Source organism: Streptomyces sp. NPDC031474 (assembly GCF_055581185.1).
In genome coordinates, this window is the sequence record NZ_JBVIJX010000004.1 from 276,681 (window position 1) to 303,351 (window position 26,671).

Consider the following 26,671-nt stretch of genomic DNA (forward strand, 5'->3'; position numbering starts at 1 on the left):
GTGGGCCGGGGACGATGAGGTGGGGTAACCATGAACGCGCCGTACGACGGTGACCGCGGCCAGGCCGCGGGCGGCTCGGGCCACCCCGAGGGCCCGCCGCCCGAGCACGGCCAGGTGCCGCCGCAGCACCCCGCGGACATGTATCTCCAGGACGCCTACGACCAGGACCCCTACCGGGCCCAGGACCTCACCGCGCAGGACCCGGTCGCCGAGGCGCTCTACGATCGCGCCGCGCACCCCCCACCGCCCCCGGGTACGTACCAGCCGCAGCAGCCGCTGTACGGCCGACCGCCACAGTCCCCGTACGCCCCCGACCCGCACGTGTGGGCGCAGACCCCGGCGCCCGAGCCGGAGGGTCCCACCCAGTACCTGCCGTACGGCGACGATCCGCGCACGACGCAGTTCGTGGGCGTGGACGACCTGGTGACGCACTCCGGCGAGGAGCAGCACCAGCCGGACGCGTTCGCCCATCTCTTCCGGGACCAGCAGCAGAGCGGCTCCCGCGGCCCGACGGAGCCCCCGGCGGTACCGGGCCCGGCCCAGGCTCCCGGCGGTCACGCAGCGGCCCCGCAGTACCAGGCCCCCCAGTACCAGGCACCGCAATACCAGGCCGCGGCCCCCTCGCCCGTGACCGACCAGACCATGAACCTCACCGCCACGCCGGCCGCGGACCCCGCGCCGGCTGCCGCCCCCGCCGCGAAGAAGGGCGGGCGTGCCTCGGGACTGCTGAAGTCCAGCGCCGTCATGGCGGCGGGCACCATGGTCTCCCGCCTCACCGGCTTCGTCCGCTCCGCGCTGATCGTCTCGGCGCTCGGCGTCGGTCTGCTGGGCGACACCTTCCAGGTCGCCTATCAGCTGCCGACGATGATCTACATCCTGACGGTCGGCGGTGGCCTCAACTCCGTCTTCGTACCGCAGCTCGTGCGGGCCATGAAGGAGGACGAGGACGGCGGCGAGGCGTACGCCAACCGCCTGCTGACGCTGGTGATGGTGGCGCTGGGCGTGCTCACGGTCGCCGCGATCGCCGCGGCGCCGGTGCTGATCCGCCTCCTGTCCGACTCGGTCGCCAGCGACCCGGCGGCCAACGAGGTCGGCATCACCTTCGTCCGCTACTTCCTGCCCTCGATCTTCTTCATGGGCGTCCACGTGGTGATGGGCCAGATCCTCAACGCGCGCGGCAAGTTCGGCGCGATGATGTGGACGCCGGTCCTGAACAACATCGTCATCATCGTGACGCTGGGCATGTTCATCTGGGTCTACGGCACCGCCGCCGACTCCGGCATGAAGGTCACGACCATCCCGCCGGAGGGCGAGCGGCTCCTCGGCATCGGGGTCCTGCTCGGCCTGGTCGTCCAGGCCCTCGCGATGATCCCCTACCTGCGCGAGACCGGGTTCCGGCTGCGGCTGCGCTTCGACTGGAAGGGCCACGGCCTCGGCAAGGCGGCGACCCTCGCCAAGTGGACTGTCCTGTTCGTCCTGGCCAACCAGGCCGGCGCCCTCGTCGTCACCCAGCTGTCCACGTCGGCCGGCAAGGACTCGCCGGTCGACGGCACCGGCTTCGCCGCCTACGCCAATGCCCAGCTGATCTGGGGCCTGCCGCAGGCCATCATCACCGTCTCGCTGATGGCCGCCCTGCTGCCCCGCATCTCCCGCTCGGCGGCCGAGGGCGACGCCGGCGCGGTCCGCGACGACATCTCCCAGGGTCTGCGCACCACCGCCGTCGCGATCGTGCCGATCGCCTTCGGCTTCCTCGCGCTCGGCATCCCGATGTGTACGCTGATCTTCGGCTCCTCCGGCACCAGCGAGGCCACGAACATGGGCTTCATGCTGATGGCCTTCGGCCTCGGCCTGATCCCCTACTCCGTGCAGTACGTCGTCCTGCGCGCCTTCTACGCCTACGAGGACACCCGGACGCCCTTCTACAACACGGTCATCGTGGCCGCGGTCAACGCGAGCGCCTCGGCGGTCTGTTACTTCGTCCTTCCGGCCCGGTGGGCCGTGGTCGGCATGGCGGCCTCCTACGGTTTGGCGTACGCGATCGGCGTCGGCGTCGCCTGGAACCGGCTGCGCAAGCGGCTCGGCGGCGACCTCGACGGCTCCCACGTGCTGCGCACGTACGCCCGGCTGTGCATCGCCTCCGTACCGGCCGCCGTGGTCAGCGGCCTCGCCTGCTACGGCATCGGCCACAGCCTGGGCCAGGGCGTCCTCGGTTCCTTCGCCGCGCTGATGGCTGGTGGAGCCCTGCTGCTCGGCGTCTTCTTCGTCGCCGCCCGCCGCATGCGCATCGAGGAGCTCAACTCGCTCGTCGGTATGGTCCGCGGACGACTGGGTCGCTGAGTCGGGAGGCAGGCGCACAACCATCGTCCGCCGCCGCGTGTCGTGCATAGCGGCGGACTGTGGGCACAATTGGGTTCGGCGTCGGACGGCGCGCACGAGGTCGGACGGCGCGCACTGGATGGGGAGGCAGGAACGACGGTGGCGGAACGGAGCACAGCTGCCGTCGACGTGGCAGACAACAGCGGTGACGAGCCGCTGACCGCACAAGCGGACCAGTCCACGGCCGACGGGGTGGTCAAGAACCGGGAGCAGGACACGGACAGCGACGAGGCACAGGGGAGCGGCGGGGCGGAGCGTCCCGGGAAGAAGGCCTCACCGCCGGAGCTGCACAGCGGTCACAAGCTCGCCAGACGCTATCGCCTAGAGGAGTGCGTCACCCGTCTGGACGGTTTCAGCAGTTGGCGTGCGGTCGACGAGAAACTCCGTCGTGCCGTGGGCGTCCACATCCTGCCCGCGGACCACGCACGGGCCCGTTCGGTGCTGGCCGCGGCCCGTTCCTCGGCCCTGCTCGGCGATCCCCGCTTCGTCCAAGTGCTGGACGCCGTCGAGGAGAACGACCTCGTCTACGTCGTCCACGAATGGCTGCCTGACGCCACCGAGCTGACCGCGTTGCTCGCGGCCGGCCCGTTGGAGCCGCACGACGCCTACCAGATGGTCAGTCAGATCGCGTCCGCCATGGCCGCCGCCCACCGCGAAGGCCTGTCGCATCTGCGTCTGAACCCGAATGCCGTACTGCGCACCTCCTCAGGTCAGTGGCGCATCCGCGGCCTCGCCGTGAACGCCGCCCTGCGCGGCATCACCACCGACACCCCCCAGCGCACCGACACCGAGGCGATCGGCGCCCTGCTGTACGCGGCGCTCACCCAGCGCTGGCCGTACGAGAACGACGCGTACGGCCTGTCCGGGCTGCCCAAGGACATCGGGCTGATCGCCCCCGACCAGGTGCGCGCGGGCATCCACCGGGGCCTGTCGGAGCTGGCCATGCGCGCCCTCGCCAACGACGGCGCGACCGCCTCCCGGCACGAGGCCGCCTGCACCACGCCGGAGGAGCTGGTGAAGGCGATCGGCGAGATGCCCCGCATCCGCCCGCCGGAGCCTTCGTTCGCGGCGCCGCCGGAGTACCAGCGCACCACGTACCAGCAGGGCACGTACGGCCGGCCGTCGGCGCACCCGGGCGTCACCCAGGCCGTGCCGGCCCCGCCGCCCCCGCTGCAGAGCCGCACCGGCAAGGCTCTGAAGTGGGCGGTCTCCGCCCTCCTCATCGCCGCCCTCGGCCTGGGCAGCTGGCAGCTCGCGGACGCCCTGATGAACCAGAGCGGGTCCGACGACACGAACCAGACCCAGACGACGGACGACGGCGACAAGGGAAGCGCCGCGCCCAAGCCGGTCAAGGCGCTCAAGATCCACGACGCCGCCGAGTACTACCCGGACGGCAACCCCCAGCACGCCGGCGACGCGAAGCTCACCTACGACGGTGACAGCTCCACGTACTGGCGGACTTATTCGTTCGACGACGGGCCCGTGCTCGCGCCGTTCAAGAAGGGCGTGGGCATCGTCTACGACCTGGGTTCGGAGCACAGCGTTTCGGCCGCCTCAATAGGGCTTCACTACGGAGGCAGCTACACCGCGGCGACCCTGTACGCGGCCGATTCACTCTCGTCGTCGGCTCCCCTCAGCTCCATGACGAAGATCGCCGCCGCTCAGACCTCGGGGACGGAACTGAAGATCTCCGCCAAGTCGCCCGTGAAGACGCGGTACGTTCTCGTATGGATCACCGCCGCGCCGCGCTCGGGGCAGGACGAGTACAGCAGCGAAGGCTACAAGCAGGCCATCACCGACGTGAAGTTCACGGGCTGACGTCTCACCGGAGGGGGAGGAGGTCCGATGGCGGAAGGCGCCGGATATGACGGAGTGAGCGACCAGGACCTCCTCACTCGCCACGTCGAGGGCGACCCCGACGCCTTCGGCGAACTCGTGCGGCGTCACCGCGACCGGCTCTGGGCGGTGGCACTGCGCACGCTGGGAGACCGCGAGGAGGCCGCTGACGCCGTCCAGGACGCCCTGGTATCCGCGTACCGGGCCGCCCACACCTTCCGCGGCCAGTCCGCCGTCACGACCTGGCTGCACCGCATCACGGTGAACGCCTGTCTGGACCGCGCCCGCAAAGCGGCTTCCCGCAAGACCTCGCCGGTCGACGACACCGAGCGACTGGAGCAGCTGCTTGAGCCGCATGAGGCGGCGTCGGCCCCCGCGGAACGCAACGACCTGCACCGCCAGCTCCTCGAAGCACTCGGCACCCTCCCGCCCGATCAGCGGGCGGCCCTCGTCCTCGTGGACATGCAGGGCTACCCGGTCGCCGAAGCCGCGCGCGTGCTCGACGTGCCCACCGGGACCGTGAAGAGCCGCTGTGCCCGGGGCAGAGCCAGACTTCTGCCGCTGCTCACCCATCTACGGCCGAACGCCGCCGCCGGCGGCGGCGACAGAGAAACCCGCGCAGGACGGAACCGTGCGCAGGGGACATCCGTCCCACCGGCAGCGGAACCTCGGGACGAGGGGCCGGGCAACGCCGGGACAGGCGATTCAGCTGCTGTGAAGGGCGGAGGTGGGCGAGCGTGACATCGACGACGGACACGACCGGGCACCCGGACGTCGCGGAGATCTCCGACCTCACCGAGGGCCTGCTCGCTCCCTCCCGAAGCGCCGATGTACGTCGGCATCTGGACACCTGCGAACTCTGCGCGGACGTCCACGCCTCGCTGGAGGAGATCCGCGGTCTTCTGGGCACTCTCCCCGGCCCGCCGCGGATGCCTGATGACGTCGCCCACCGCATCGACGCCGCACTCGCCGCCGAGGCCCTGCTGAACGCCACGCCCTCGGAGAACGATGATGCTCCGAAGAGTTCCACCGGTGCGGCCGACGCCGACGTGGACGCACTCCGTGTTTCACGTGAAACAACGACGGCGAAGGGCCGACCTGCGGGACATGCCCGCACCACCACAGGCCCGGGCCGCAAGGACCGCAAGCGGGCCGGACGCCGCAAGGTCGCCGTCCTCGGCGCGGTCTTCACAGCCGCGGCGCTGGGGCTCGGTTCCGTCCTCGTGTCATCGCTCACGGGCTCCGGGCCGGGCAGTTCGGCCCATCAGTCCACCGGGCCGGACACGTTTTCCGCGAGCAAGCTGGAGTCACAGGTCACCGATCTCCTGGCCAACGCCGGCGGCTCCCGTGCATCGGAGGGCGTGAAGGTTGAGGGCCAGTCCGGCAGCCCGCAGAACAGGACTCTCCTGCAGCCCTCCGCAGTGCCCCCGTGCGTCCAACAGGGCATCGGACGCAGCGATGAGGCGCTCGCCGTCGAGGATGGCAGGTACCAGGGGACGGAAGCCCTGCTTGTCGTGCTGTCCGACGCCTCCGACAGCACCCGGGTCCGGGTCTACATCATGGACAAGACCTGTGTGAAGCATCCGTCGTCGAGCCCTGCGAAGGTTCTCTTGACGCACTCCTACACGCGTCGCTGACGGTCGACGGCTCGTCTCCTTCCCGCGCTCGTATTCCGCGTGGCATCCCCTCCGGTGTCATCGCTCCGTGTGCCCGGACACACCGGGAATGCGCGCCCCTTAGGATCCGTTGGGTGGGGTGAGAGTCCAAGAAGCTCCCCCGGTCGACCGACGCAGTCCAGAGACGAGGAAACAAGCCGTGAGCGACGTCCGTAACGTGATCATCATCGGCTCCGGGCCCGCCGGCTACACCGCGGCCCTCTACACCGCACGCGCGTCGCTGAAGCCGCTGGTGTTCGAAGGAGCCGTCACCGCGGGCGGTGCCCTGATGAACACCACCGAGGTGGAGAACTTCCCGGGCTTCCAGGACGGCATCATGGGCCCGGAGCTCATGGACAACATGCGCGCCCAGGCCGAGCGCTTCGGCGCCGAACTGATCCCCGACGACATCGTCTCCGTCGACCTCACCGGTGAGATCAAGACCGTCACGGACACCGCCGGCACGGTCCACCGCGCGAAGGCCGTCATCGTGACGACCGGCTCCCAGCACCGCAAGCTCGGCCTGCCGAACGAGGACGCCCTGTCCGGCCGCGGTGTCTCCTGGTGCGCCACCTGTGACGGCTTCTTCTTCAAGGAGCAGGACATCGCCGTGATCGGCGGCGGGGACACCGCGATGGAGGAGGCCACGTTCCTCTCCCGCTTCGCCAAGTCCGTGACGATCGTCCACCGGCGTGACACCCTGCGCGCCTCCAAGGCGATGCAGGAGCGCGCCTTCGCCGACCCGAAGATCAAGTTCGTCTGGGACAGCGAGGTCGCCGAGGTCCAGGGCGATCAGAAGCTGGCCGGGCTGAAGCTGCGCAACCTCAAGACCGGCGAGCTCTCGGATCTGCCGGTGACCGGCCTGTTCATCGCGATCGGTCACGACCCGCGTACCGAGCTCTTCAAGGGCCAGCTCGACCTCGACGAGGAGGGCTATCTCAAGGTCGCCGCCCCCTCCACCCGCACGAACCTGACCGGTGTCTTCGCCGCGGGTGACGTGGTCGACCACACTTACCGCCAGGCGATCACCGCGGCCGGCACCGGCTGCTCCTCCGCCCTTGACGCCGAGCGCTACCTCGCCGCCCTCGCGGACGAGGAGCAGGCCGAGCCCGAGAAGACCGCCGTCTGACCCCCTCCCTCCCCACCGCACAAGGAATTAAGGAGCCCCCTGTGGCTGGCACCCTGAAGCATGTGACCGACGCCGACTTCGATGAGGTCGTCCTCAAGAGCGACAAGCCCGTCCTGGTGGACTTCTGGGCCGAGTGGTGCGGCCCGTGCCGCCAGATCGCTCCCTCGCTCGAGGCCATCGCCGCCGAGCACGGCGACAAGATCGAGATCGTCAAGCTCAACATCGACGAGAACCCGACCACGGCCGCCAAGTACGGTGTCATGTCGATCCCGACCCTGAACGTCTACCAGGGTGGCGAGGTTGCGAAGACCATCGTCGGCGCCAAGCCCAAGGCCGCGCTCGTCCGCGACCTGGAGACCTTCATCTCCGAGTGAGGCACTGAACCGTCCCGCCGACGGCCGATGTTTCACGTGAAACACGATGGGGCCGACCCGCAAGGGTCGGCCCCATCGCTCTGCCCCACAACGCGTTACAGCGGGCGCAGCGCCGGCTCCTTCTGGACGGCCCCCAGCAACCGGTCGAGCGCCATCTCCACGTCCTCCTTCCAGGAGAGCGTGGTCCGCAACTCCAGCCTCAGCCGAGGATGGACGGGATGGGGACGCACCGTCTTGAAGCCCACCGCCAGCAAGTGATCGGCAGGGAGCATGCAGGCAGGCTCTTTCCAACGGGCGTCACCGAACGCCTCGATCGCCTTGAAGCCCCGTCGCAGCAGATCCTTGGCAACCGTCTGGACCATCACGCGGCCAAGTCCCTGGCCCTGGTAGCCCGGCATGATGAACGCGGTCATCAACTGCACCGCATCCGGCGACACGGGACTTGTGGGAAAGGCCGTCGAGCGGGGGACATAGGCGGGCGGCGCGTACAGGACGAAACCCACGGGGGCGTCGTCCACGTAGACGACCCGACCGCACGATCCCCAGTCCAGCAGGACGGCGGAGATCCAGGACTCCTTCTCCAGGGAGGACGTGCCCGCCTTTACCGCGGCCGCACCGCTGACGGGGTCCAGCTCCCAGAAGACGCACGAGCGACAGCGCTTGGGAAGGTCCTGAAGGTTGTCCAGCGTGAGCGGTACGAGCCGGCGCCCCATGAAGGCTGTTCCTCGCTTCCTTCGCCCGCAGCATCGCGAGCGGCCGTCAGAGCACTCCGTTCTCTGAGCAGACTGCCGACGAAACCGCCGACCGCGCCCAGCCCCAGTCCGGCGCTCACCAATCCGGTCCGGCTCATCGTTCGCATGGCCCCCCGCCTCCCGCTCCGAGGTACTGCAAGGTGGATGCGCCTAAGCCTCACCGCATCGTATCCACGATGCGATTCCGTCGATACCGACTGAAAGCAAAGAGCGAGCCGTGTTCCGGTACACACCGGACACGGCTCGCTCAGAGGATCCGACGGCCGACATGGCCACGGCCGAGCCGCGGCTCAGTCTTCCGTTTCCTCGATGTCGCCCTCCACGAGGCCCTTCTGCAGGACAGGGCCCTCACCGGGAGCGAGCGTGCCGAGGATGCGCTCAAGGTCCTCCATCGACGCGAACTCGACGGTGATCTTGCCCTTCTTCTGCCCCAGGTCGACCTTCACCCGTGTCTCGAAACGGTCCGAGAGCCGGGTCGCAAGGTCGGTCAGCGCTGGGGAGACCCGGCCACCGGCGCGCGGCCCCTTGGCACGCTGAGCCGTCTGCGGACGTGATCCCATGAGGGTCACGATCTCCTCGACGGCCCGCACCGAGAGCCCTTCGGCCACGATGCGGTGGGCCAGCCGGTCCTGCTCCTCCGAGTCGTCCACGGAGAGCAGCGCCCGGGCGTGACCAGCGGAGAGGACTCCCGCCGCGACCCTGCGCTGCACCGCCGGAGAAAGCTTCAGCAGACGCAGTGTGTTGGAGACCTGCGGACGAGATCGACCGATGCGGTCCGCCAGCTGATCGTGCGTGCAGTTGAAGTCCTTCAGCAACTGGTCGTAGGCGGCTGCCTCTTCCAGCGGGTTCAGCTGAGCCCGGTGAAGGTTCTCCAGGAGGGCGTCCAGGAGGAGCTTCTCGTCGTCCGTGGCCCGCACGATCGCCGGGATGGCCTCCAGACCGGCCTCGCGGCAAGCCCGCCAGCGCCGCTCACCCATGATGAGCTCGTAGCGCGCGGGACCGGTCTGGCGTACGACGACCGGCTGGAGGAGACCGACCTCCTTGATGGAGGTGATGAGCTCGTGCAGCGCGTCCTCGTCGAAGACCTCACGGGGCTGGCGCGGGTTCGGCGTGATGTGGTCGAGGGGGATCTCCGCGAAGTGCGCGCCGATCGGCGCTGCGGGGGTCTCCAGGACGCCGGTTGCCGACAACTCCTCTGTTTCACGTGAAACATGCGGGAGCGTGGCCACCTTCGCCGCGGCCACCCCGCGGTCCGTCGTCAGAACCGGGACGGCTGCGGGGGATGGGGATCCCCCGCCTCCGACCGCAGCCTGCGCCGGAGCCTTCTCCGTCGGGGCAGCAGGGATCAACGCGCCAAGGCCACGGCCCAACCCCCTTCGTCGCTCACTCACTGGATCCCCTCCACCATGTTCGGGTTGTTCTGGGCGCCGATATGGGCGTGCGTCGGGTCGTAACTGACGTCGACACCCTTCAGCGCAAGCTCTCGTGCTGCCTCAAGGTAGGAGAGTGCGCCGCTCGATCCAGGATCATAGGTCAGCACCGTCTGCCCATAGCTCGGCGCCTCGGAGATACGGACCGAGCGGGGAATGCTCGTCCGCAGCACCTCGTCACCGAAGTGGGTGCGCACCTCCTCGGCGACCTGCGACGCGAGACGCGTCCGGCCGTCGTACATGGTGAGCAGGATGGTCGACACATGCAGGGTGGGATTGAGGTGCCCCCGCACCAGGTCGACGTTGCGCAGCAACTGCCCGAGCCCCTCCAGCGCGTAGTACTCGCACTGGATCGGGATGAGGACCTCGGCACCGGCGACCAGCGCGTTGACCGTCAGCAGGCCCAGGGAAGGCGGGCAGTCGATGAGGATGTAGTCCAGCGGCTGTTCGTATGCCTGGATCGCTCGCTGAAGACGGCTCTCACGTGCCACCAGGGAGACCAACTCGATCTCCGCGCCGGCGAGATCGATCGTGGCGGGAGCGCAGAAGAGGCCTTCTACATCGGGTACGGGCTGAACGACTTCAGCGAGGGGACGGCTCTCGACCAACACGTCATAGATGGACGGAACCTCGGCGTGGTGGTCGATCCCCAGGGCAGTGGACGCGTTGCCCTGCGGGTCGAGGTCGACCACCAGGACACGGCCCCCGTGCAGGGCCAGGGAGGCGGCAAGGTTGACCGTGGTCGTCGTCTTGCCCACCCCGCCCTTCTGGTTGGCGACCACGATCACACGGGTTTGTTCAGGGCGTGGCAGACCCTCGCCGGCGCGGCCCAGAGCCTCCACCGCGAGTTGGGCAGCACGACCGATCGGAGTGTCGTCCATGGGGGGCGGTGTTTCACGTGAAACATCCTCCCCGAACGACTCGGTACGGGGACCGGGGACCGGATCGGTCATCGGTCCCGCGATGTTGGCGTCGGACCGCAAGGATTCACTCTCCTCGACTTCAGGCTCGCAATGAACAGAGCCTCCCATGTCTTCGGGGTGGTGAACCAGTGAGGCCTGTTGTTCTGTGGAGAAATCCGCCTCTGTGGACAACTCCGGTACCTCATCGAGTGAACCGAGAGGCTTGCGGTCGCGGGGTTCGGCCGCGGCGCGGCCGCGACTGATAATGCCGTGGAGCAGGGAGCGACGTTTCACGTGAAACACGATGCACAGCGCCCGCGGCCGGATCCTCGCGACACTCCGTGATGCGCAGGTTTGGCAGCTTGTGTGGAGTACGTCTCAGCGGCGTCGGCGCGTACGGCCCGTGCGGGCCGCCTTGGCCCGTTTGGCCGCGAATCGCACCCCTCCCGGGCTTTCCCCGACCTCGACGCGCACCACCGTGGACAGCGGATCGACGACGCCCTCGCCGACCTGCAGGATCGAGGTGCTCACGGCACCGAGCTTGTTCAGTGCCGAGGATGCGCTCTTCAGCTCTTCCTCTGCGGTGTCGCCCTTGAGGGCGAGCATCTCGCCGTAGGGACGCAGCAGCGGGATGCCCCAGGCGGCCAGTCGGTCCAGGGGCGCCACGGCACGGGCGGTCACCACATGCACCGGCGGCACCTTGCCCATGACCTCCTCGGCACGGCCCCGCTCCACCGTCACATGGTCGAGGCCGAGGAGCTCGACGACCTCGGTGAGGAAGTTGGTGCGTCGCAGAAGCGGCTCCAGAAGGGTGATCTTCAGGTCTTCCCGGACGAGCGCCAGGGGAATGCCGGGGAGGCCGGCACCCGATCCGACGTCGCACACGGTCACGCCCTCGGGCACGACCTCGGAGAGCACCGCGCAGTTCAGGATGTGCCTCTCCCACAGGCGGGGCACCTCTCGTGGGCCGATGAGCCCACGCTGCACACCTGCCTCGGCCAGGAGCTCGGCGTACCGGACCGCATCACCGAAGCGATCGCCGAATACCTCACGTGCCACTTCGGGCGCAGGGGGGAGCTCCGCTGCCTCCGTCACGGGGACCGTCCTTCCGTACCGCATCAGCGCTTCGAGCGCCGACCACCAGAACTACCAGGCTGACAAGTCCGGCCCCGTCTGCGCTACAGACGGGGCCGGGGATACGTACGTACCGAATCAGTTGGGCAGCACGACGACGAAGCGCTGCGGCTCCTCGCCCTCGGACTCACTGCGCAGGCCGGCCGCCTTGACCGCGTCGTGCACGACCTTGCGCTCGAAGGGCGTCATCGGCTTCATCCTCACCGGCTCACCGCTGTTCTTCGCGTCGGCCGCGGCCTTGGCCCCCAGCTCGGAGAGCTCGGCGCGCTTCTTGGCGCGGTAACCCGCGATGTCCAGCATCAGACGGCTGCGGTCGCCGGTCTCCCGGTGCACGGCCAGGCGCGTGAGCTCCTGCAGCGCCTCCAGCACCTCGCCGTCCCGGCCGACCAGCTTGTGCAGGTCACGGGTGCCCGCGTCGCTGATGATCGACACAGAGGCGCGGTCGGCCTCGACGTCCATGTCGATGTCGCCGTCGAGATCGGCGATGTCCAGCAGACCCTCGAGGTAGTCCGCCGCGATCTCGCCCTCCTGCTCCAGGCGGGTCAGGGTGTCTGCACCCTCGGCGGCGGCGGAGGTGGTGCCTTCCGTCACGGGATGGGCTCCTTCTTACTTCTTGGACGGGGACTTGGGGCGCTGCGGGCCGCCCTTGCGCTGCCCGGACTGGGCCTTGCTGCGGCCTCCGGTGCCGGGCTTGGGAGCGGCCGGTTTCGCGGCTCCGGAGGGCTTGGCGTCCTCCGGCTCGTCGGACTTGCTCAGCGAGGTGGTCGGGGTGGTCTCGCCGGCCGCCTTGGGGGCTGTGGACTGACGCTGGGACTTCGACTGCCGCTTGGGCTGCTGGCGCTTGGCGGCGGCGCTGGTCGGCGTGCCGTCCTCGGCCTGGGCGGCTGCCTGGGTCTCGCTCTTGATCACGGTGCCGTCGGCCTGGGCTGCGAAGCCCACCTTGGACAGAGCGTTGATGAACTTGCGCTCGGCGTCGTTGCGGTCGCGGCCCTTGGCCACGATGGCCTTGACGATGGCCCTCTCACCGCGGCTGCGGGTCTTGCCGTGGTGCGTGACGTGCTTGTACAGGCGCTCCAGGTACGCGGCCTGAGCCTTGGAACCCGGCGTCGGGTTGTTGCGGATCACGTACATCTGCTGGCCCATGGTCCACACGTTGGTGGTCAGCCAGTAGACGAGGACGCCGACGGGGAAGTTGATGCCGAAGACGGCGAACATGACCGGGAAGACGTACATCAGCATCTTCTGCTGCTGCATGAACGGCGTCTTCACCGAGGTGTCGACGTTCTTCGTCATCAGCTGGCGCTGGGTGAAGAACTGCGAGGCCGACATCAGCACGATCATGATCGCGGTGACGACGCGGACGTCCGTCAGCGAGGCGCCGAGCGACTCGACCTTCGCCGAGCCGTCGGTGAACTTCGCGGCCAGCGGGGCGCCGAAGATGTGCGCCTTACGGGCGCTGGCGAGCAGCGACTCGTTGATGACGCCGATCGTCGAGCCCGTCGCGATGCCGTTGAGCACGTGGTACAGGGCGAAGAAAAACGGGGACTGCGCCAGGATGGGAAGGCACGAGGAGAGCGGGTTGGTGCCCGTCTCCTTGTACAGCTTCATCATCTCTTCGGACTGACGCTGTTTGTCGTTCTTGTAGCGCTCCTGGATCTTCTTCATCTCGGGCTGGAGCGTCTGCATGGCCCGCGTCGACTTGATCTGCTTCACGAAGAGCGGGATCAGGCAGATACGGATCAGGATCACCAGAGACACGATGGACAGGCCCCAGGCCCACCCGGTGTCGGGGCCGAAGACGGCGCCGTACACCTTGTGGAACTGGACGATGACCCAGGAGACAGGTGTCGTGATGAAGCTGAAGAGGCTGGCAATCGTGTCCACTAATCATGCTCCTTGGGCATGGGACGGTGTCTCTGCGGCCGAGCCCGAAGCGAGGTTCTCTTCGGTGGCCGTTTCGGCGGCGGAGGTCCCGCCCCTGCGTGCACGCCAGGCGTCACGCAACATTTCGTGCCACCGCGGGCGCTTACGCGGCGGAACATGATCCACTCCACCCAGCGACCACGGATTGCACCGCAGGATGCGCCAGGCCGTGAGTGCCGTTCCCTTGATCGCACCGTGCCGGTCGATGGCCGTGTAGCCGTAGTGGGAACACGACGGGTAGTACTTGCACACCGGCCCGAGCAGCGGACTGATCGTCCACTGGTAGAGCTTGATCAGAGCCAGTAGCGGGTACTTCATCGCGCGCCCCCTCCCAGTAGCCGTTGCAGGGCGGCATCCAGGTCTTGGGCCAGCTGTGCGTGGTCGGCGTCGCCCGCCCCGGGCAGCGCCCGTACGACTACCAGGCTACCGGGGGGGAACAGAGTGACTCGGTCGCGCATCAGGTGACGCAGTCTGCGCTTCACCTGGTTGCGTACGACTGCGCCTCCCACGGCCTTGCTCACGACGAAACCCGCACGCGTCGGGGGAGCGCTCTCCCCAGGCGCGTGCGGGTCCGTGGCACCGCTACGAAGATGGACGACGAGAGTCGGGCGTCCGGCCCGACGGCCCCGTCGTACTGCGGTCGCGAAGTCCTCGCGCCGCCTCAGCCGATGCTCGGTAGGCAGCACGACGTCATGACCTGATCAGGATCAGGCGGACAGGCTCGCGCGACCCTTGCTGCGGCGGTTCGCGAGAATCGCGCGGCCGGCACGGGTACGCATCCGCAGGCGGAAGCCGTGGGTCTTGGCGCGACGGCGGTTGTTCGGCTGGAAGGTGCGCTTGCTCACTCGGGGGCTCCAGAAATCAATCGGTGGTGGCGGGGTGCCGTCCTGGCTGTCACCGTGCGCCCACGAGGTAGCTCGCGGTCAACGCCCGAGTGCACCGCTTCCCGATCACCTGACGCGATCTGTGCCCATCGGAGGCAGGCGGCAGCAGCCATCGACAACTCGACCTGGTTACGGTACGCGCGGCTACGCCATCCGGTCAAACCGGCAGTCACGGGGAGACACTATCCACAGCCTGGGGACAACAACTTGAACCGCAGCCGTCGCCCTGACTACCTTGGCTGAACTCCGATTCGTTCCTTTGTCCCTGCCCCCGCCCGATATGAATCCCCGCCGTCCCACAACCACACGTTCGTGGGACCCACGAGAGAGCGTGCCCTGTGGCTGACGTACCTGCCGATCTTGCCGCAGTGTGGCCACGAGTACTGGAACAGCTCCTGGGTGAGGGCCGGGGCCAGGGTGTCGAGGTGAAGGACGAGCACTGGATCCGGCGCTGCCAGCCGCTCGCGCTGGTCGCGGACACCGCCCTGCTCGCCGTACCGAACGAATTCGCGAAGGGCGTCCTCGAGGGGCGCCTCGCGCCGATCGTCAGCGAGACGCTGAGCCGCGAGTGCGGCCGCCCGATCCGTATCGCGATCACCGTCGACGACTCCGCCGGCGAGCCCCCGGCCCCGCCGGCACCCCCTGTCCAGCAGCAGCCGCGCTACGAAGAGCCCGAGCTGCCGTCCGGCCCGTACGACGGACAGCGGGACGGACAGCAGGAGGGCCGCTACGACGGCGGATACGACCAGACGTACGACAGCCCGTACGAGGGCTACGGCCGGCACCGCGCCGAGCAGTTGCCGCCGACGCCCGGCGACCAGCTCCCCTCGCGCCCGGACCCGCTGCCCACCGCGCGGCCGGCGTACCCGTCGGAGTACCAGCGCCCCGAGCCGGGTGCATGGCCGCGGCCCCAGCAGGACGAGTACAGCTGGCAGCAGCAGCGCCTCGGTTTCCCGGAGCGCGACCCGTACGCGTCGCCTTCGTCGCAGGACCAGTACGGCGGGCCGGCCTCCCAGGACCCGTACGGCTCCCCGTCGCAGGACTCCTACGGCCCGCCGTCGCAGGACTACCGCCCCCAGTCGATGGAGCGGCCGCCCTACGATCCGTCGCCGTACGAACACAAGCGTGCGGAGTACGAGGCGTCACGCTCCGACTACGACCAGCGCGAGCCGGGCCGACGTGAGCTGCCCGAGCCGCAGGCCGGTCCCGGGCATCCGCACCGCGGCGGCTCGGGCGGTCCCGGGCCGTCGGGCGCGCAGTCCTCGGCAAAGGCCGGGCCCGGTGAGCCGACCGCGCGGCTGAACCCGAAGTACCTCTTCGACACCTTCGTCATCGGCGCCTCCAACCGGTTCGCGCACGCGGCCGCCGTCGCCGTCGCCGAGGCGCCCGCGAAGGCCTACAACCCCCTGTTCATCTATGGGGAGTCGGGCCTCGGCAAGACGCACCTGCTGCACGCCATCGGGCACTACGCGCGAAGCCTCTATCCCGGCACGCGCGTGCGGTACGTGAGCTCCGAGGAGTTCACCAACGAGTTCATCAACTCCATCCGCGACGGCAAGGGCGACAGCTTCCGCAAGCGGTACCGCGAGATGGACATCCTGCTCGTCGACGACATCCAGTTCCTCGCGGACAAGGAGTCGACGCAGGAGGAGTTCTTCCACACCTTCAACACGCTCCACAACGCCAACAAGCAGATCGTGCTGTCCAGCGACCGGCCGCCCAAGCAGCTGGTGACGCTGGAGGACCGGTTGAGGAACCGTTTCGAGTGGGGTCTGATCACCGACGTCCAGCCGCCCGAGCTGGAGACGCGGATCGCGATCCTGCGCAAGAAGGCGGTCCAGGAGCAGCTGAACGCCCCGCCGGAGGTGCTGGAGTTCATCGCCTCCCGGATCTCGCGCAACATCCGTGAGCTGGAGGGCGCGCTGATCCGGGTGACGGCGTTCGCGTCGCTCAACCGGCAGCCGGTGGACCTGGGGCTGACCGAGATCGTCCTGAAGGACCTGATCCCCGGCGGTGACGACTCCACGCCGGAGATCACCTCGACGGCCATCATGAGCGCGACCGCCGACTACTTCGGCCTCACCATCGAGGACCTGTGCGGCAGCTCGCGCGGCCGCCAGCTCGTCACGGCCCGGCAGATCGCCATGTATCTGTGCCGCGAGCTGACGGACCTGTCGCTGCCGAAGATCGGCGCGCTGTTCGGCGGCCGTGACCACACGACGGTCATGCACGCTGACCGCAAGATCCGCAATCTGATGGCCGAGCGGCGCTCCATCTACAACCAGGTGACCGAGCTGACCAACCGCATCAAGAACGGCTGACGGCGCCGGAGGACGCGTCGCGAGCCTCACCGAGAGCGCCCCCGGAGGACATCCGGGGGCGCTTTTCGTCGTTCCGGGGGCCGGGAGCGGGGGCCGGCGACGCCGGACGGGGCTCGACGAAGGTCGTCCGCCGCTCACTCGTTGTTCGATTACTGGCCGGGTTACGGCCACTCTCCACAGATTCGGCGACTTTTTCCCGTCCACACCCTGGGGACCGGGAAGTTGTCCAGACTGTATCCACAGGCGTCCCGGGTGAGGGACGATCGGGCCAGGTCAACAGGCTGTGGATTCGTGGACGAAGGATCTCCACAGGCTGTGGACAAAAAAATGATCCACAGGCTGTGCATGAAGTTGTCCACCGGCAACCCACAGGCTGAGGCCGGTTGTCCCCAGCGATCTCCGGCTTCTCCACATGTCTGTCCACTGTTCGGCAACCCGACGCGCCTCCTCACCGGGTCGAGTGAAAGGCGTCACACGAAGTTGCCGGGTTGGCCTGTGGGAAAGACGGGTAAAGCTGGGGACGGCGCTGGGGACAAGTCGCCCCTCCCTGTGCATGGGGTGTGCAGAACTTTCTGTTCTCCACAGAAGACCCCGGTTATCCACCGCCTCCGCCCACAGGGCCAGTGGATAAAAAACAGCCTCTGAGCTGCGAAAACGGGGTTATCCACGGTATCCACAGGCCCTACTACTACTGACAACTAGAGAGAGCTGGGAATCCGTTTCGAAGCGGGGCCTGTGCACAACTCGCTCTTCGCTGCCCGGCCGCCCCTCGTCACGACTTGACCCCGAGGGGCACCGACTGACAGTGCGGTGCGTCAGACTGGTCCCCGATGGTCCTTCCCCTCGACGGGACCGACCACACCGAGACAGATGACGAAGGCCAGGCAGGGCGAGAAGCGCCGGCAACAGCAGGAGGCGGCAAGAGTGAAGATCCGGGTGGAACGCGACGTACTCGCGGAGGCCGTGGCCTGGGCGGCGCGCAGCCTCCCGGCCCGCCCGCCGGCGCCTGTCCTGGCCGGCCTGCTGCTGAAGTCCGAGGACGGCCAGCTGAGCCTGTCGAGCTTCGACTACGAGGTCTCCGCGCGGGTCTCCGTGGAGGCCGAGGTCGAGGAGGAGGGCACGGTCCTCGTCTCCGGCCGCCTGCTCGCGGACATCTGCCGCGCCCTGCCCAACCGCCCGGTGGAGATCTCCACAGACGGTGTACGGGCGACGGTGGTCTGCGGCTCCTCGCGGTTCACCCTCCACACCCTGCCGGTGGAGGAGTACCCGTCCCTGCCGCAGATGCCGAACGCGACGGGCACCGTCCCCGGCGAGGTCTTCGCCTCCGCGGCCGCCCAGGTCGCCATCGCCGCCGGGCGTGACGACACGCTGCCCGTCCTCACCGGTGTGCGCATCGAGATCGAGGGCGACACGGTCACGCTGGCGTCCACCGACCGCTACCGCTTCGCGGTCCGCGAGTTCCTGTGGAAGCCGGAGAACCCGGAGGCCTCCGCGGTCGCCCTGGTGCCCGCCAAGACGCTCCTGGACACCGCCAAGGCCCTCACGAGCGGCGACAGCGTCATCCTGGCGCTGTCCGGCTCCGGCTCGGGCGAGGGCCTGATCGGCTTCGAGGGCGCGGGCCGGCGTACGACGACCCGCCTCCTGGAGGGCGACCTCCCGAAGTACCGCACCCTGTTCCCGACCGAGTTCAACTCCGTCGCCGTGATCGAGACCGCCCCCTTCGTGGAGGCAGTCAAGCGCGTGGCCCTGGTCGCCGAGCGCAACACCCCGGTGCGGCTGAGCTTCGAGCAGGGCGTGCTCATCCTGGAGGCCGGCTCCAGCGACGACGCACAGGCTGTGGAGCGCGTCGACGCCCAGCTGGAGGGCGACGACATCTCGATCGCCTTCAACCCGACCTTCCTGCTGGACGGCCTGAGCGCCATCGACTCGCCGGTCGCCCAGCTGTCCTTCACGACGTCCACGAAGCCCGCGCTGCTCAGCGGCAAGCCGGCGCTGGACGCGGAGGCGGACGAGGCCTACAAGTACCTGATCATGCCCGTGCGCCTCAGCGGCTGACCGGCCCCCGCGCCGGCGTCGCCCCCGGCGTCGGAGGTCGTCCACAGGCTGTGGCCCAAGGGTCCCCGGTCTGTGGACGAAGCCGCAGGTGAGCGGCGAGATGGGCAGCACGTCTGAGCGCGTATGCCCACAGGTGTGCGTGGCCGTCCGGGTTTAGGCTCGGACACGGGTACGAAGGTGCCCCACATGCCACACAGCGACCTAAGGAACAACTGATGGAGCTCGGTCTCGTCGGCCTCGGCAAGATGGGCGGCAACATGCGCGAGCGGATCCGCCGCGCCGGCCACACCGTCGTCGGATACGACCGCAACCCGGACCTCGCGGACGTCCACAGCCTCAAAGAGCTTGTGGACGGCCTCGCGGCCCCGCGCGTGGTCTGGGTGATGGTCCCGGCCGGCGCCGCCACGCAGTCGACCGTCGACGAGCTTGCCGACCTGCTGGAGCCGGGTGACGTCGTCGTGGACGGCGGCAACTCCCGCTGGACGGACGACGAGAAGCACGCCGAGGAGCTGGCGGCCAAGGGCATAGGCTTCGTCGACTGCGGCGTCTCCGGCGGCGTCTGGGGCCTGGAGAACGGCTACGCGCTGATGTACGGCGGCGACAAGGAGCACGTCGCCAAGGTGCAGCCGGTCTTCGACGCGCTCAAGCCCGAGGGCGACTTCGGCGCGGTGCACGCCGGCAAGGTCGGCGCCGGCCACTTCGCGAAGATGGTCCACAACGGCATCGAGTACGCCATGATGCAGGCCTACGCCGAGGGCTGGGAGCTGCTGGAGAAGGTCGACTCCGTCACGGATGTGCGCGAGGTCTTCCGGTCCTGGCAGGAGGGCACGGTCATCCGTTCCTGGCTGCTCGACCTGGCCGTCAACGCCCTCGACGAGGACGAGCACCTCGACAGGCTGCGCGGCTTCGCACAGGACTCCGGCGAGGGCCGCTGGACCGTGGAGGCCGCGATCGACCACGCCGTGCCGCTGCCGGCGATCACGGCCTCGCTGTTCGCGCGGTTCGCGTCCCGGCAGGAGGACTCGCCGCAGATGAAGATGATCGCGGCGCTGCGCAACCAGTTCGGCGGCCACGCCGTCGAGAAGAAGTAATCCACAGGGTCGCCCCGCGATCCACAACCCTGGGGGAGGTCGGCGAACGACCATGCACGTCACGCATCTGTCGCTGGCCGACTTCCGCTCGTACGCCCGGGTCGAAGTTCCGCTCGACCCGGGCGTCACCGCCTTCGTGGGCCCCAACGGGCAGGGCAAGACCAACCTCGTCGAGGCCGTCGGCTATCTCGCCACTCTGGGCAGCCACCGGGTCGCCTCGGACGCGCCCCTGGTCCGCATGGGCGCCGACCGCGCGATCATCCGGGCGCAGGTCAAGCAGGGCGAGCGGCAGCAGCTGGTCGAGCTGGAGCTGAACCCGGGCAAGGCCAACCGCGCCCGCATCAACAGGTCCTCGCAGGTCAGGCCCCGTGACGTGCTGGGCATCGTACGGACCGTGCTGTTCGCGCCCGAGGATCTCGCGCTGATCAAGGGCGATCCCGGTGAGCGGCGCCGCTTCCTGGACGAGCTGATCACCGCGCGCTCCCCGCGCATGGCGGGCGTGCGCTCCGACTACGAGCGGGTGCTCAAGCAGCGCAACACGCTCCTGAAGTCGGCCGCGCTCGCCCGGCGGCACGGCGGTCGCTCCATGGACCTGTCGACCCTGGACGTGTGGGATCAGCACCTCGCGCGCGTGGGCGCCGAGTTGTTCGCCCAGCGGCTCGACCTGGTGGCCGCGCTCCAGCCGCTGGCGGACAAGGCGTATGAGCAACTGGCCCCGGGCGGCGGTCCGGTGGCCCTGGAGTACAAGCCGTCGGCGCCGGGAGAGGCGCACACGCGTGAGGACCTCTACGGGCAGCTGATGGCCGCGCTCGCGGAGGTCCGCAAGCAGGAGATCGAGCGGGGCGTCACCCTCGTGGGGCCTCATCGGGACGATGTGATTCTCAAACTCGGCTCCATGCCCGCCAAGGGATACGCCTCCCACGGCGAGTCCTGGTCCTACGCGCTCGCCCTGCGGCTGGCCTCCTACGACCTGTTGCGGGCCGAGGGCAACGAGCCGGTGCTGGTCCTGGACGACGTCTTCGCCGAACTGGACGCCCGGCGGCGGGAGCGGCTGGCCGAACTGGTCGCGCCCGGCGAGCAGGTGCTGGTGACGGCCGCCGTCGACGACGACGTACCGCATGTGCTGGCCGGGGCGCGGTACACGGTGTCCGAGGGGACGGTGGAGCGCGTATGACCGCCGACGAGCCGGCCCCGAAGAAGGCGACCGAGCCGTCCGGCGTCGACCTCGCGCGCGTGGCGCTCAGGGCGGCCCGCGAGCAGGCACGCGCGCGTGGGGACGCGGCACAGCAGAAGAAACAGGCCCGGCGCGGGGGCGGTCTGCGCTCCGGCGCGCGCGCCGACGGCCGTGACCCGATGGCGTTGGGCGCCGCGATCAACCGGCTGCTCACCGAGCGCGGCTGGGAGACGCCGGCCGCGGTGGGCGGTGTGATGGGCCGGTGGCCGCAGATCGTCGGCGAGGACGTGGCCAAGCACTGCGTGCCGGAGCGCTACGACGAGGACGAGCGGGTGCTGATCGTGCGCTGCGACTCCACGGCCTGGGCGACGAACCTCAGGCTGCTCGCGCCGACACTGGTCGCGCGCCTCAACGAGGATCTGGGCCATGGCGCGGTGCGGCTGATCAAGGTGCTCGGTCCCGGTGGCCCCCCGCGCCGCTACGGCCCCCTCAGGGCCCCTGGAAGCACCGGCCCCGGCGACACCTACGGGTGACGTGCATCACGTGTTCGAAGGCCGGGACGGTCCCGCGACGACCGCCCGGCCTTCGTCGTGAGTGCCCGCCCGCGGTGGCTCGTTCGGACCTGACTCCCAAGTAGCCAAGGGTTGACACCCGGAAGCGCTGAGTGCCTCCGTGAGCCTCTTGGAGCCCCCATCCACATATCGGGACCCGGAAGAGACCGGTTGAGGGCGGCACATGCGGACTCAGGTACCGGCAAACCCCCATCACTGTCGGTGCTACCGGTAGACTGAAGCCAATCCCGCCCCGAACGTGGGGACCGCCCGGGAAAAGCTGAGCAACGCTGATCAAGGCTGACCAACGCAACATGCCGCAGCCGCTCCGGCAACCTGCCGACGAGCCTGGCTGGTGCTGTGCCAGAAAGGGCGCTTCGTGGCCGATTCCGGCAACCCCAACGAGAACATCCCGTCCACCGACGCCGGCGCGAACAGCGAGGCAAGCACCTCGAGCCACGAGGTCACCGCCTCCTACGACGCCAGCGCCATTACCGTCCTCGAGGGTCTGGACGCGGTCCGCAAGCGACCCGGTATGTACATCGGCTCCACCGGTGAGCGCGGTCTGCACCACCTCGTGTACGAGGTCGTCGACAACTCGGTCGACGAGGCGCTGGCCGGCCACGCGGACACCATCGACGTGACGATCCTGGCCGACGGCGGCGTGCGGGTCACCGACAACGGCCGAGGCATCCCGGTGGGCATCGTCGCCTCCGAGGGCAAGCCGGCCCTCGAGGTCGTGCTGACCGTGCTGCACGCGGGCGGCAAGTTCGGCGGCGGCGGCTACGCGGTCTCCGGCGGTCTGCACGGCGTCGGCGTCTCGGTGGTGAACGCGCTGTCGAGCAAGGTCTCCGTCGAGGTGAAGACGGACGGCCACCGCTGGACGCAGGACTACAAGATGGGCGTCCCCACGGCGCCGCTCGCCAAGCACGAGGCCATCGAGCAGACCGGCACCTCGGTCACCTTCTGGGCCGACGCGGACATCTTCGAGACCACCGAGTACTCCTTCGAGACGCTCTCGCGGCGCTTCCAGGAAATGGCGTTCCTCAACAAGGGTTTGACGATCAAACTCACTGACGAGCGCGAGTCGGCGAAGGCCACCGCCGGCGCGGACGAGGCGGGTGCGGACGAGAAGGACGAGGTCAAGACCGTCACGTACCACTACGAGGGCGGCATCGTCGACTTCGTGAAGTACCTCAACTCCCGCAAGGGAGACGCGGTGCACCCCACCGTCATCGACCTGGAGGCGGAGGACAAGGACAAGAGCCTGTCCCTCGAGGTCGCCATGCAGTGGAACAGCGGTTACAGCGAGGGCGTCTACTCCTTCGCCAACATCATCCACACGCATGAGGGCGGTACGCACGAGGAGGGCTTCCGCGCGGCGCTGACGAACCTCGTCAACAAGTACGCGCGCGACAAGAAGCTGCTGCGCGAGAAGGACGACAACCTCACGGGCGACGACATCCGCGAGGGTCTGACGGCGATCATCTCGGTGAAGCTGAGCGAGCCGCAGTTCGAGGGCCAGACCAAGACCAAGCTGGGCAACACGGAGGCGAAGACCTTCGTCCAGAAGGCGGTCTACGAGCACCTCAACGACTGGCTGGACCGCAACCCGGTCGAGGCGGCGGACATCGTCCGCAAGGGCATCCAGGCGGCCACCGCGCGCGTGGCGGCCCGCAAGGCCCGCGACCTGACCCGCCGCAAGGGTCTGCTGGAGTCCGCGTCCCTGCCGGGCAAGCTCTCCGACTGCCAGTCCAACGACCCCACCAAGTGCGAGATCTTCATCGTCGAGGGTGACTCCGCCGGCGGCTCGGCCAAGTCCGGCCGCAACCCGCAGTACCAGGCGATCCTCCCGATCCGCGGCAAGATCCTCAACGTCGAGAAGGCGCGGATCGACAAGATCCTGCAGAACCAGGAGATCCAGGCGCTGATCTCCGCGTTCGGCACCGGGGTCCACGAGGACTTCGACATCGAGAAGCTCCGCTATCACAAGATCATCCTGATGGCGGACGCCGACGTCGACGGCCAGCACATCAGCACCCTGCTGCTGACCTTCCTGTTCCGCTTCATGCGGCCGCTGGTCGAGGCCGGGCACGTGTACCTCTCCCGTCCCCCGCTCTACAAGATCAAGTGGGGCCGGGACGACATCGAGTACGCGTACTCCGACCGTGAGCGCGACGCGCTGATCGAGATGGGCCGCCAGCGCGGCAAGCGGGTGCGCGAGGACTCCATCCAGCGCTTCAAGGGCCTCGGCGAGATGAACGCCGAGGAGCTGCGCATCACCACGATGGACCAGGAGCACCGCGTCCTCGGCCAGGTCACCCTCGACGACGCCGCCCAGGCCGACGACCTGTTCTCGGTCCTCATGGGCGAGGACGTCGAGGCGCGCCGTGCCTTCATCCAGCGCAACGCCAAGGACGTCCGCTTCCTCGACATCTGAGTCGGTCTCAGCTGACCGCACCAGGAAGGATCCCCACCAGCAATGACCGACGAGAACACTCCCGTCACCCCTGAAGAGGGCGGCGACATCGCCATGCGCATCGAGCCCGTCGGGCTCGAGACGGAGATGCAGCGCTCGTACCTCGACTACGCGATGTCCGTCATCGTCTCCCGCGCGCTGCCCGACGTCCGCGACGGCCTCAAGCCCGTCCACCGCCGCGTCCTGTACGCGATGTACGACGGCGGCTACCGCCCCGAGCGCGGCTTCTACAAGTGCGCCCGCGTCGTCGGCGACGTCATGGGCAACTACCACCCGCACGGCGACTCCTCGATTTACGACGCGCTGGTCCGCCTCGCGCAGCCGTGGTCGATGCGGATGCCGCTGGTGGACTCCAACGGCAACTTCGGCTCTCCGGGCAACGACCCGGCGGCCGCCATGCGCTACACCGAGTGCAAGATGGCGCCGCTGTCGATGGAGATGGTCCGTGACATCGACGAGGAGACCGTCGACTTCACGGACAACTACGACGGCCGCTCCCAGGAGCCGACCGTCCTGCCGGCCCGCTTCCCCAACCTGCTGATCAACGGCTCGGCCGGTATCGCGGTCGGCATGGCGACCAACATCCCCTCGCACAACCTGCGCGAGGTCGCCTCGGGCGCCCAGTGGTACCTGGAGAACCCGGAGGCCTCGCACGAGGAGCTCCTGGACGCGCTGATCGAGCGCATCAAGGGCCCCGACTTCCCGACCGGCGCCCTGGTGGTGGGCCGTAAGGGCATCGAGGAGGCGTACCGAACGGGCCGCGGCTCGATCACCATGCGGGCAGTCGTCGAGGTCGAGGAGATCCAGAACCGCCAGTGCCTGGTGGTCACGGAGCTGCCCTACCAGGTCAACCCCGACAACCTCGCGCAGAAGATCGCCGACCTGGTCAAGGACGGCAAGATCGGCGGCATCGCGGACGTCCGCGACGAGACGTCCTCGCGCACCGGCCAGCGGCTGGTGATCGTCCTGAAGCGGGACGCGGTCGCCAAGGTCGTCCTGAACAACCTGTACAAGCACACGGACCTGCAGACGAACTTCGGCGCCAACATGCTGGCGCTGGTCGACGGCGTCCCGCGCACGCTCTCGCTCGACGCGTTCATCCGCCACTGGGTGACGCACCAGATCGAGGTCGTCGTCCGCCGTACGCGCTTCAGGCTGCGCAAGGCCGAGGAGCGGGCGCACATCCTGCGCGGCCTGCTGAAGGCCCTGGACGCCATCGACGAGGTCATCGCGCTGATCCGGCGCAGCGACACCGTCGACATCGCGCGCGGGGGCTTGATGAGCCTCCTGGAGATCGACGAGATCCAGGCCAACGCCATCCTCGAGATGCAGCTGCGCCGCCTCGCCGCCCTGGAGCGCCAGAAGATCGTCCAGGAGCACGACGAACTCCAGGCGAAGATCACCGAGTACAACGCGATCCTCGCCTCCCCGGTCCGCCAGCGCGGCATCGTGAGCGAGGAACTCGCCGCGATCGTCGAGAAGTACGGCGACGACCGCAAGACGATGCTGGTGCCCTACGACGGTGACATGTCCATCGAGGACCTGATCGCCGAGGAGGACATCGTCGTCACCATCTCGCGCGGGGGCTACGTCAAGCGCACGAAGACGGACGACTACCGCTCCCAGAAGCGCGGCGGCAAGGGCGTACGGGGCGCGAAGCTGAAGGAAGACGACATCGTCGACCACTTCTTCGTCTCCACCACGCACCACTGGCTGCTGTTCTTCACCAACAAGGGCCGCGTCTACCGGGCGAAGGCGTACGAGCTGCCCGACGCCGGGCGTGACGCGCGTGGACAGCACGTCGCCAACCTGCTGGCCTTCCAGCCGGACGAGGCGATCGCCGAGATCCTCGCGATCCGCGACTACGAGGCGGCGCCGTACCTGGTCCTGGCCACCAAGGGCGGTCTGGTGAAGAAGACGCCTCTGAAGGATTACGATTCGCCGCGTGCCGGTGGTGTCATCGCGATCAACCTCCGTGAGACGGAGGACGGTTCGGACGACGAACTGATCGGAGCCGAACTCGTCTCGGCCGAGGATGATCTGCTTCTGATCAGCAAGAAGGCGCAGTCGATCAGGTTCACCGCCACGGACGAGGCGCTGCGCCCCATGGGCCGTGCCACCTCGGGCGTCAAGGGCATGAGCTTCCGTGAGGGCGACCAGCTGCTCTCGATGAATGTTGTTCGACCCGGTACGTTCGTGTTCACTGCCACAGACGGCGGGTACGCGAAGCGGACCGCTGTCGACGAGTACCGCGTCCAGGGTCGCGGCGGCCTCGGTATCAAGGCCGCCAAGATCGTCGAGGACCGTGGTTCTCTCGTCGGCGCGCTGGTGGTCGAGGAGACCGACGAGATCCTCGCCATCACGCTGTCCGGCGGTGTGATTCGTACGCGAGTCAACGAGGTCAGGGAGACGGGCCGTGACACCATGGGCGTCCAACTGATCAACCTGGGCAAGCGCGATGCCGTCGTCGGCATCGCACGTAACGCCGAGGCGGGGCGCGAGGCGGAAGAGGTCGACGGCGAGGACGCCGTGGACGAGTCCGCCGAGGCAGCCACGACCACCGGCACGGACGAGGGTGAGTCGCCCTCGGCCGAGTAGGTACGAG

The 26,671-nt window shown here is 68.7% G+C and carries 22 protein-coding genes; 13 read left to right on the top strand and 9 right to left on the bottom strand.

Annotated features, from left to right (window positions below):
- Positions 1-30: 30 nt before the first annotated feature.
- The 6 genes from murJ (at position 31) to trxA (ending at position 7,370) form a co-directional block, all read left to right on the top strand.
- A complete protein-coding gene (murJ, locus tag ACZ5SK_RS09510; RefSeq protein WP_468575671.1) occupies positions 31-2,337 on the top strand; it encodes a murein biosynthesis integral membrane protein MurJ in 2,307 nt (768 codons plus the stop codon).
- 138 nt (positions 2,338-2,475) lie between these two features.
- The gene (locus tag ACZ5SK_RS09515; RefSeq protein WP_334578667.1) at positions 2,476-4,194 is read left to right on the top strand and encodes a protein kinase family protein; all 1,719 of its coding nucleotides are present in this window, start codon (positions 2,476-2,478) and stop codon (positions 4,192-4,194) included.
- A 27-nt stretch (positions 4,195-4,221) separates the two neighbouring features.
- Positions 4,222-4,953, top strand: coding sequence for an RNA polymerase sigma factor SigM (sigM, locus tag ACZ5SK_RS09520; RefSeq protein WP_468575672.1), 732 nt, complete (start codon positions 4,222-4,224; stop codon positions 4,951-4,953).
- Positions 4,950-5,849, top strand: coding sequence for an anti-sigma factor family protein (locus ACZ5SK_RS09525; RefSeq protein ID WP_468575674.1), 900 nt, complete (start codon positions 4,950-4,952; stop codon positions 5,847-5,849). Before sigM ends, ACZ5SK_RS09525 begins: the two co-directional genes overlap by 4 nt.
- 178 nt (positions 5,850-6,027) lie before the next feature.
- Entirely contained in the window at positions 6,028-6,996 is a 969-nt protein-coding gene (gene trxB, locus ACZ5SK_RS09530) for a thioredoxin-disulfide reductase (RefSeq protein WP_079661176.1), read from the top strand.
- A 41-nt stretch (positions 6,997-7,037) separates the two neighbouring features.
- On the top strand, positions 7,038-7,370 hold the full coding sequence (gene trxA / locus ACZ5SK_RS09535) for a thioredoxin (protein WP_079661175.1): 333 nt from the start codon (positions 7,038-7,040) through the stop codon (positions 7,368-7,370).
- Positions 7,371-7,465: 95 nt separating this feature from the next.
- Here the strand turns inward: trxA and ACZ5SK_RS09540 are convergent, their stop codons facing one another.
- From ACZ5SK_RS09540 to rpmH, 9 genes are all read right to left on the bottom strand, one after another.
- On the bottom strand, positions 7,466-8,083 hold the full coding sequence (locus tag ACZ5SK_RS09540) for a GNAT family N-acetyltransferase (protein ID WP_079661174.1): 618 nt from the start codon (positions 8,081-8,083) through the stop codon (positions 7,466-7,468).
- 329 nt (positions 8,084-8,412) lie between these two features.
- A complete protein-coding gene (locus ACZ5SK_RS09545) occupies positions 8,413-9,513 on the bottom strand; it encodes a ParB/RepB/Spo0J family partition protein (RefSeq protein ID WP_334578670.1) in 1,101 nt (366 codons plus the stop codon).
- Entirely contained in the window at positions 9,510-10,583 is a 1,074-nt protein-coding gene (locus ACZ5SK_RS09550; protein ID WP_319338153.1) for an AAA family ATPase, read from the bottom strand. Before ACZ5SK_RS09550 ends, ACZ5SK_RS09545 begins: the two co-directional genes overlap by 4 nt.
- Positions 10,584-10,832: 249 nt before the next feature.
- Positions 10,833-11,549: a 16S rRNA (guanine(527)-N(7))-methyltransferase RsmG gene (gene rsmG / locus ACZ5SK_RS09555; RefSeq protein WP_334578671.1), complete on the bottom strand. Its 717-nt coding sequence runs from the start codon at positions 11,547-11,549 to the stop codon at positions 10,833-10,835.
- A 117-nt stretch (positions 11,550-11,666) separates the two neighbouring features.
- Positions 11,667-12,179 (bottom strand): Jag family protein, encoded by a 513-nt coding sequence (locus tag ACZ5SK_RS09560; RefSeq protein ID WP_334578672.1) that lies wholly within the window; start codon positions 12,177-12,179, stop codon positions 11,667-11,669.
- A gap of 15 nt (positions 12,180-12,194) precedes the next feature.
- Entirely contained in the window at positions 12,195-13,472 is a 1,278-nt protein-coding gene (yidC, locus tag ACZ5SK_RS09565) for a membrane protein insertase YidC (protein ID WP_334578673.1), read from the bottom strand.
- A 3-nt stretch (positions 13,473-13,475) separates the two neighbouring features.
- Entirely contained in the window at positions 13,476-13,829 is a 354-nt protein-coding gene (gene yidD / locus ACZ5SK_RS09570; RefSeq protein ID WP_334578674.1) for a membrane protein insertion efficiency factor YidD, read from the bottom strand.
- The gene (gene rnpA / locus ACZ5SK_RS09575; protein WP_079661167.1) at positions 13,826-14,197 is read right to left on the bottom strand and encodes a ribonuclease P protein component; all 372 of its coding nucleotides are present in this window, start codon (positions 14,195-14,197) and stop codon (positions 13,826-13,828) included. The genes yidD and rnpA overlap by 4 nt, the downstream gene beginning before the upstream one ends.
- A 21-nt stretch (positions 14,198-14,218) precedes the next feature.
- Positions 14,219-14,356: a 50S ribosomal protein L34 gene (rpmH, locus tag ACZ5SK_RS09580; protein WP_005482975.1), complete on the bottom strand. Its 138-nt coding sequence runs from the start codon at positions 14,354-14,356 to the stop codon at positions 14,219-14,221.
- Positions 14,357-14,733: 377 nt separating this feature from the next.
- Here rpmH and dnaA point away from each other — a divergent pair, with 377 nt between their 5' ends.
- The 7 genes from dnaA to gyrA all read left to right on the top strand — a co-directional run bounded on the left by dnaA (position 14,734) and on the right by gyrA (position 26,664).
- The gene (dnaA, locus tag ACZ5SK_RS09585) at positions 14,734-16,716 is read left to right on the top strand and encodes a chromosomal replication initiator protein DnaA (RefSeq protein WP_468417770.1); all 1,983 of its coding nucleotides are present in this window, start codon (positions 14,734-14,736) and stop codon (positions 16,714-16,716) included.
- Between the two features lie 924 nt (positions 16,717-17,640).
- Positions 17,641-18,771, top strand: a complete 1,131-nt coding sequence (dnaN, locus tag ACZ5SK_RS09590; RefSeq protein ID WP_079661164.1) for a DNA polymerase III subunit beta — start codon at positions 17,641-17,643, stop codon at positions 18,769-18,771.
- Between the two features lie 215 nt (positions 18,772-18,986).
- Positions 18,987-19,862, top strand: coding sequence for a phosphogluconate dehydrogenase (NAD(+)-dependent, decarboxylating) (gnd, locus tag ACZ5SK_RS09595; RefSeq protein ID WP_334578676.1), 876 nt, complete (start codon positions 18,987-18,989; stop codon positions 19,860-19,862).
- A gap of 52 nt (positions 19,863-19,914) precedes the next feature.
- Positions 19,915-21,036, top strand: coding sequence for a DNA replication/repair protein RecF (gene recF, locus ACZ5SK_RS09600; RefSeq protein WP_334578677.1), 1,122 nt, complete (start codon positions 19,915-19,917; stop codon positions 21,034-21,036).
- Complete coding sequence (locus ACZ5SK_RS09605; RefSeq protein WP_334578678.1) at positions 21,033-21,569, top strand: DciA family protein; 537 nt, start codon at positions 21,033-21,035, stop codon at positions 21,567-21,569. The genes recF and ACZ5SK_RS09605 overlap by 4 nt, the downstream gene beginning before the upstream one ends.
- Positions 21,570-21,966: 397 nt before the next feature.
- On the top strand, positions 21,967-24,027 hold the full coding sequence (gyrB, locus tag ACZ5SK_RS09610; protein ID WP_334578679.1) for a DNA topoisomerase (ATP-hydrolyzing) subunit B: 2,061 nt from the start codon (positions 21,967-21,969) through the stop codon (positions 24,025-24,027).
- A 42-nt stretch (positions 24,028-24,069) separates the two neighbouring features.
- Positions 24,070-26,664 (top strand): DNA gyrase subunit A, encoded by a 2,595-nt coding sequence (gyrA, locus tag ACZ5SK_RS09615; protein WP_468575680.1) that lies wholly within the window; start codon positions 24,070-24,072, stop codon positions 26,662-26,664.
- The last annotated feature ends 7 nt before the right edge of the window (positions 26,665-26,671 follow it).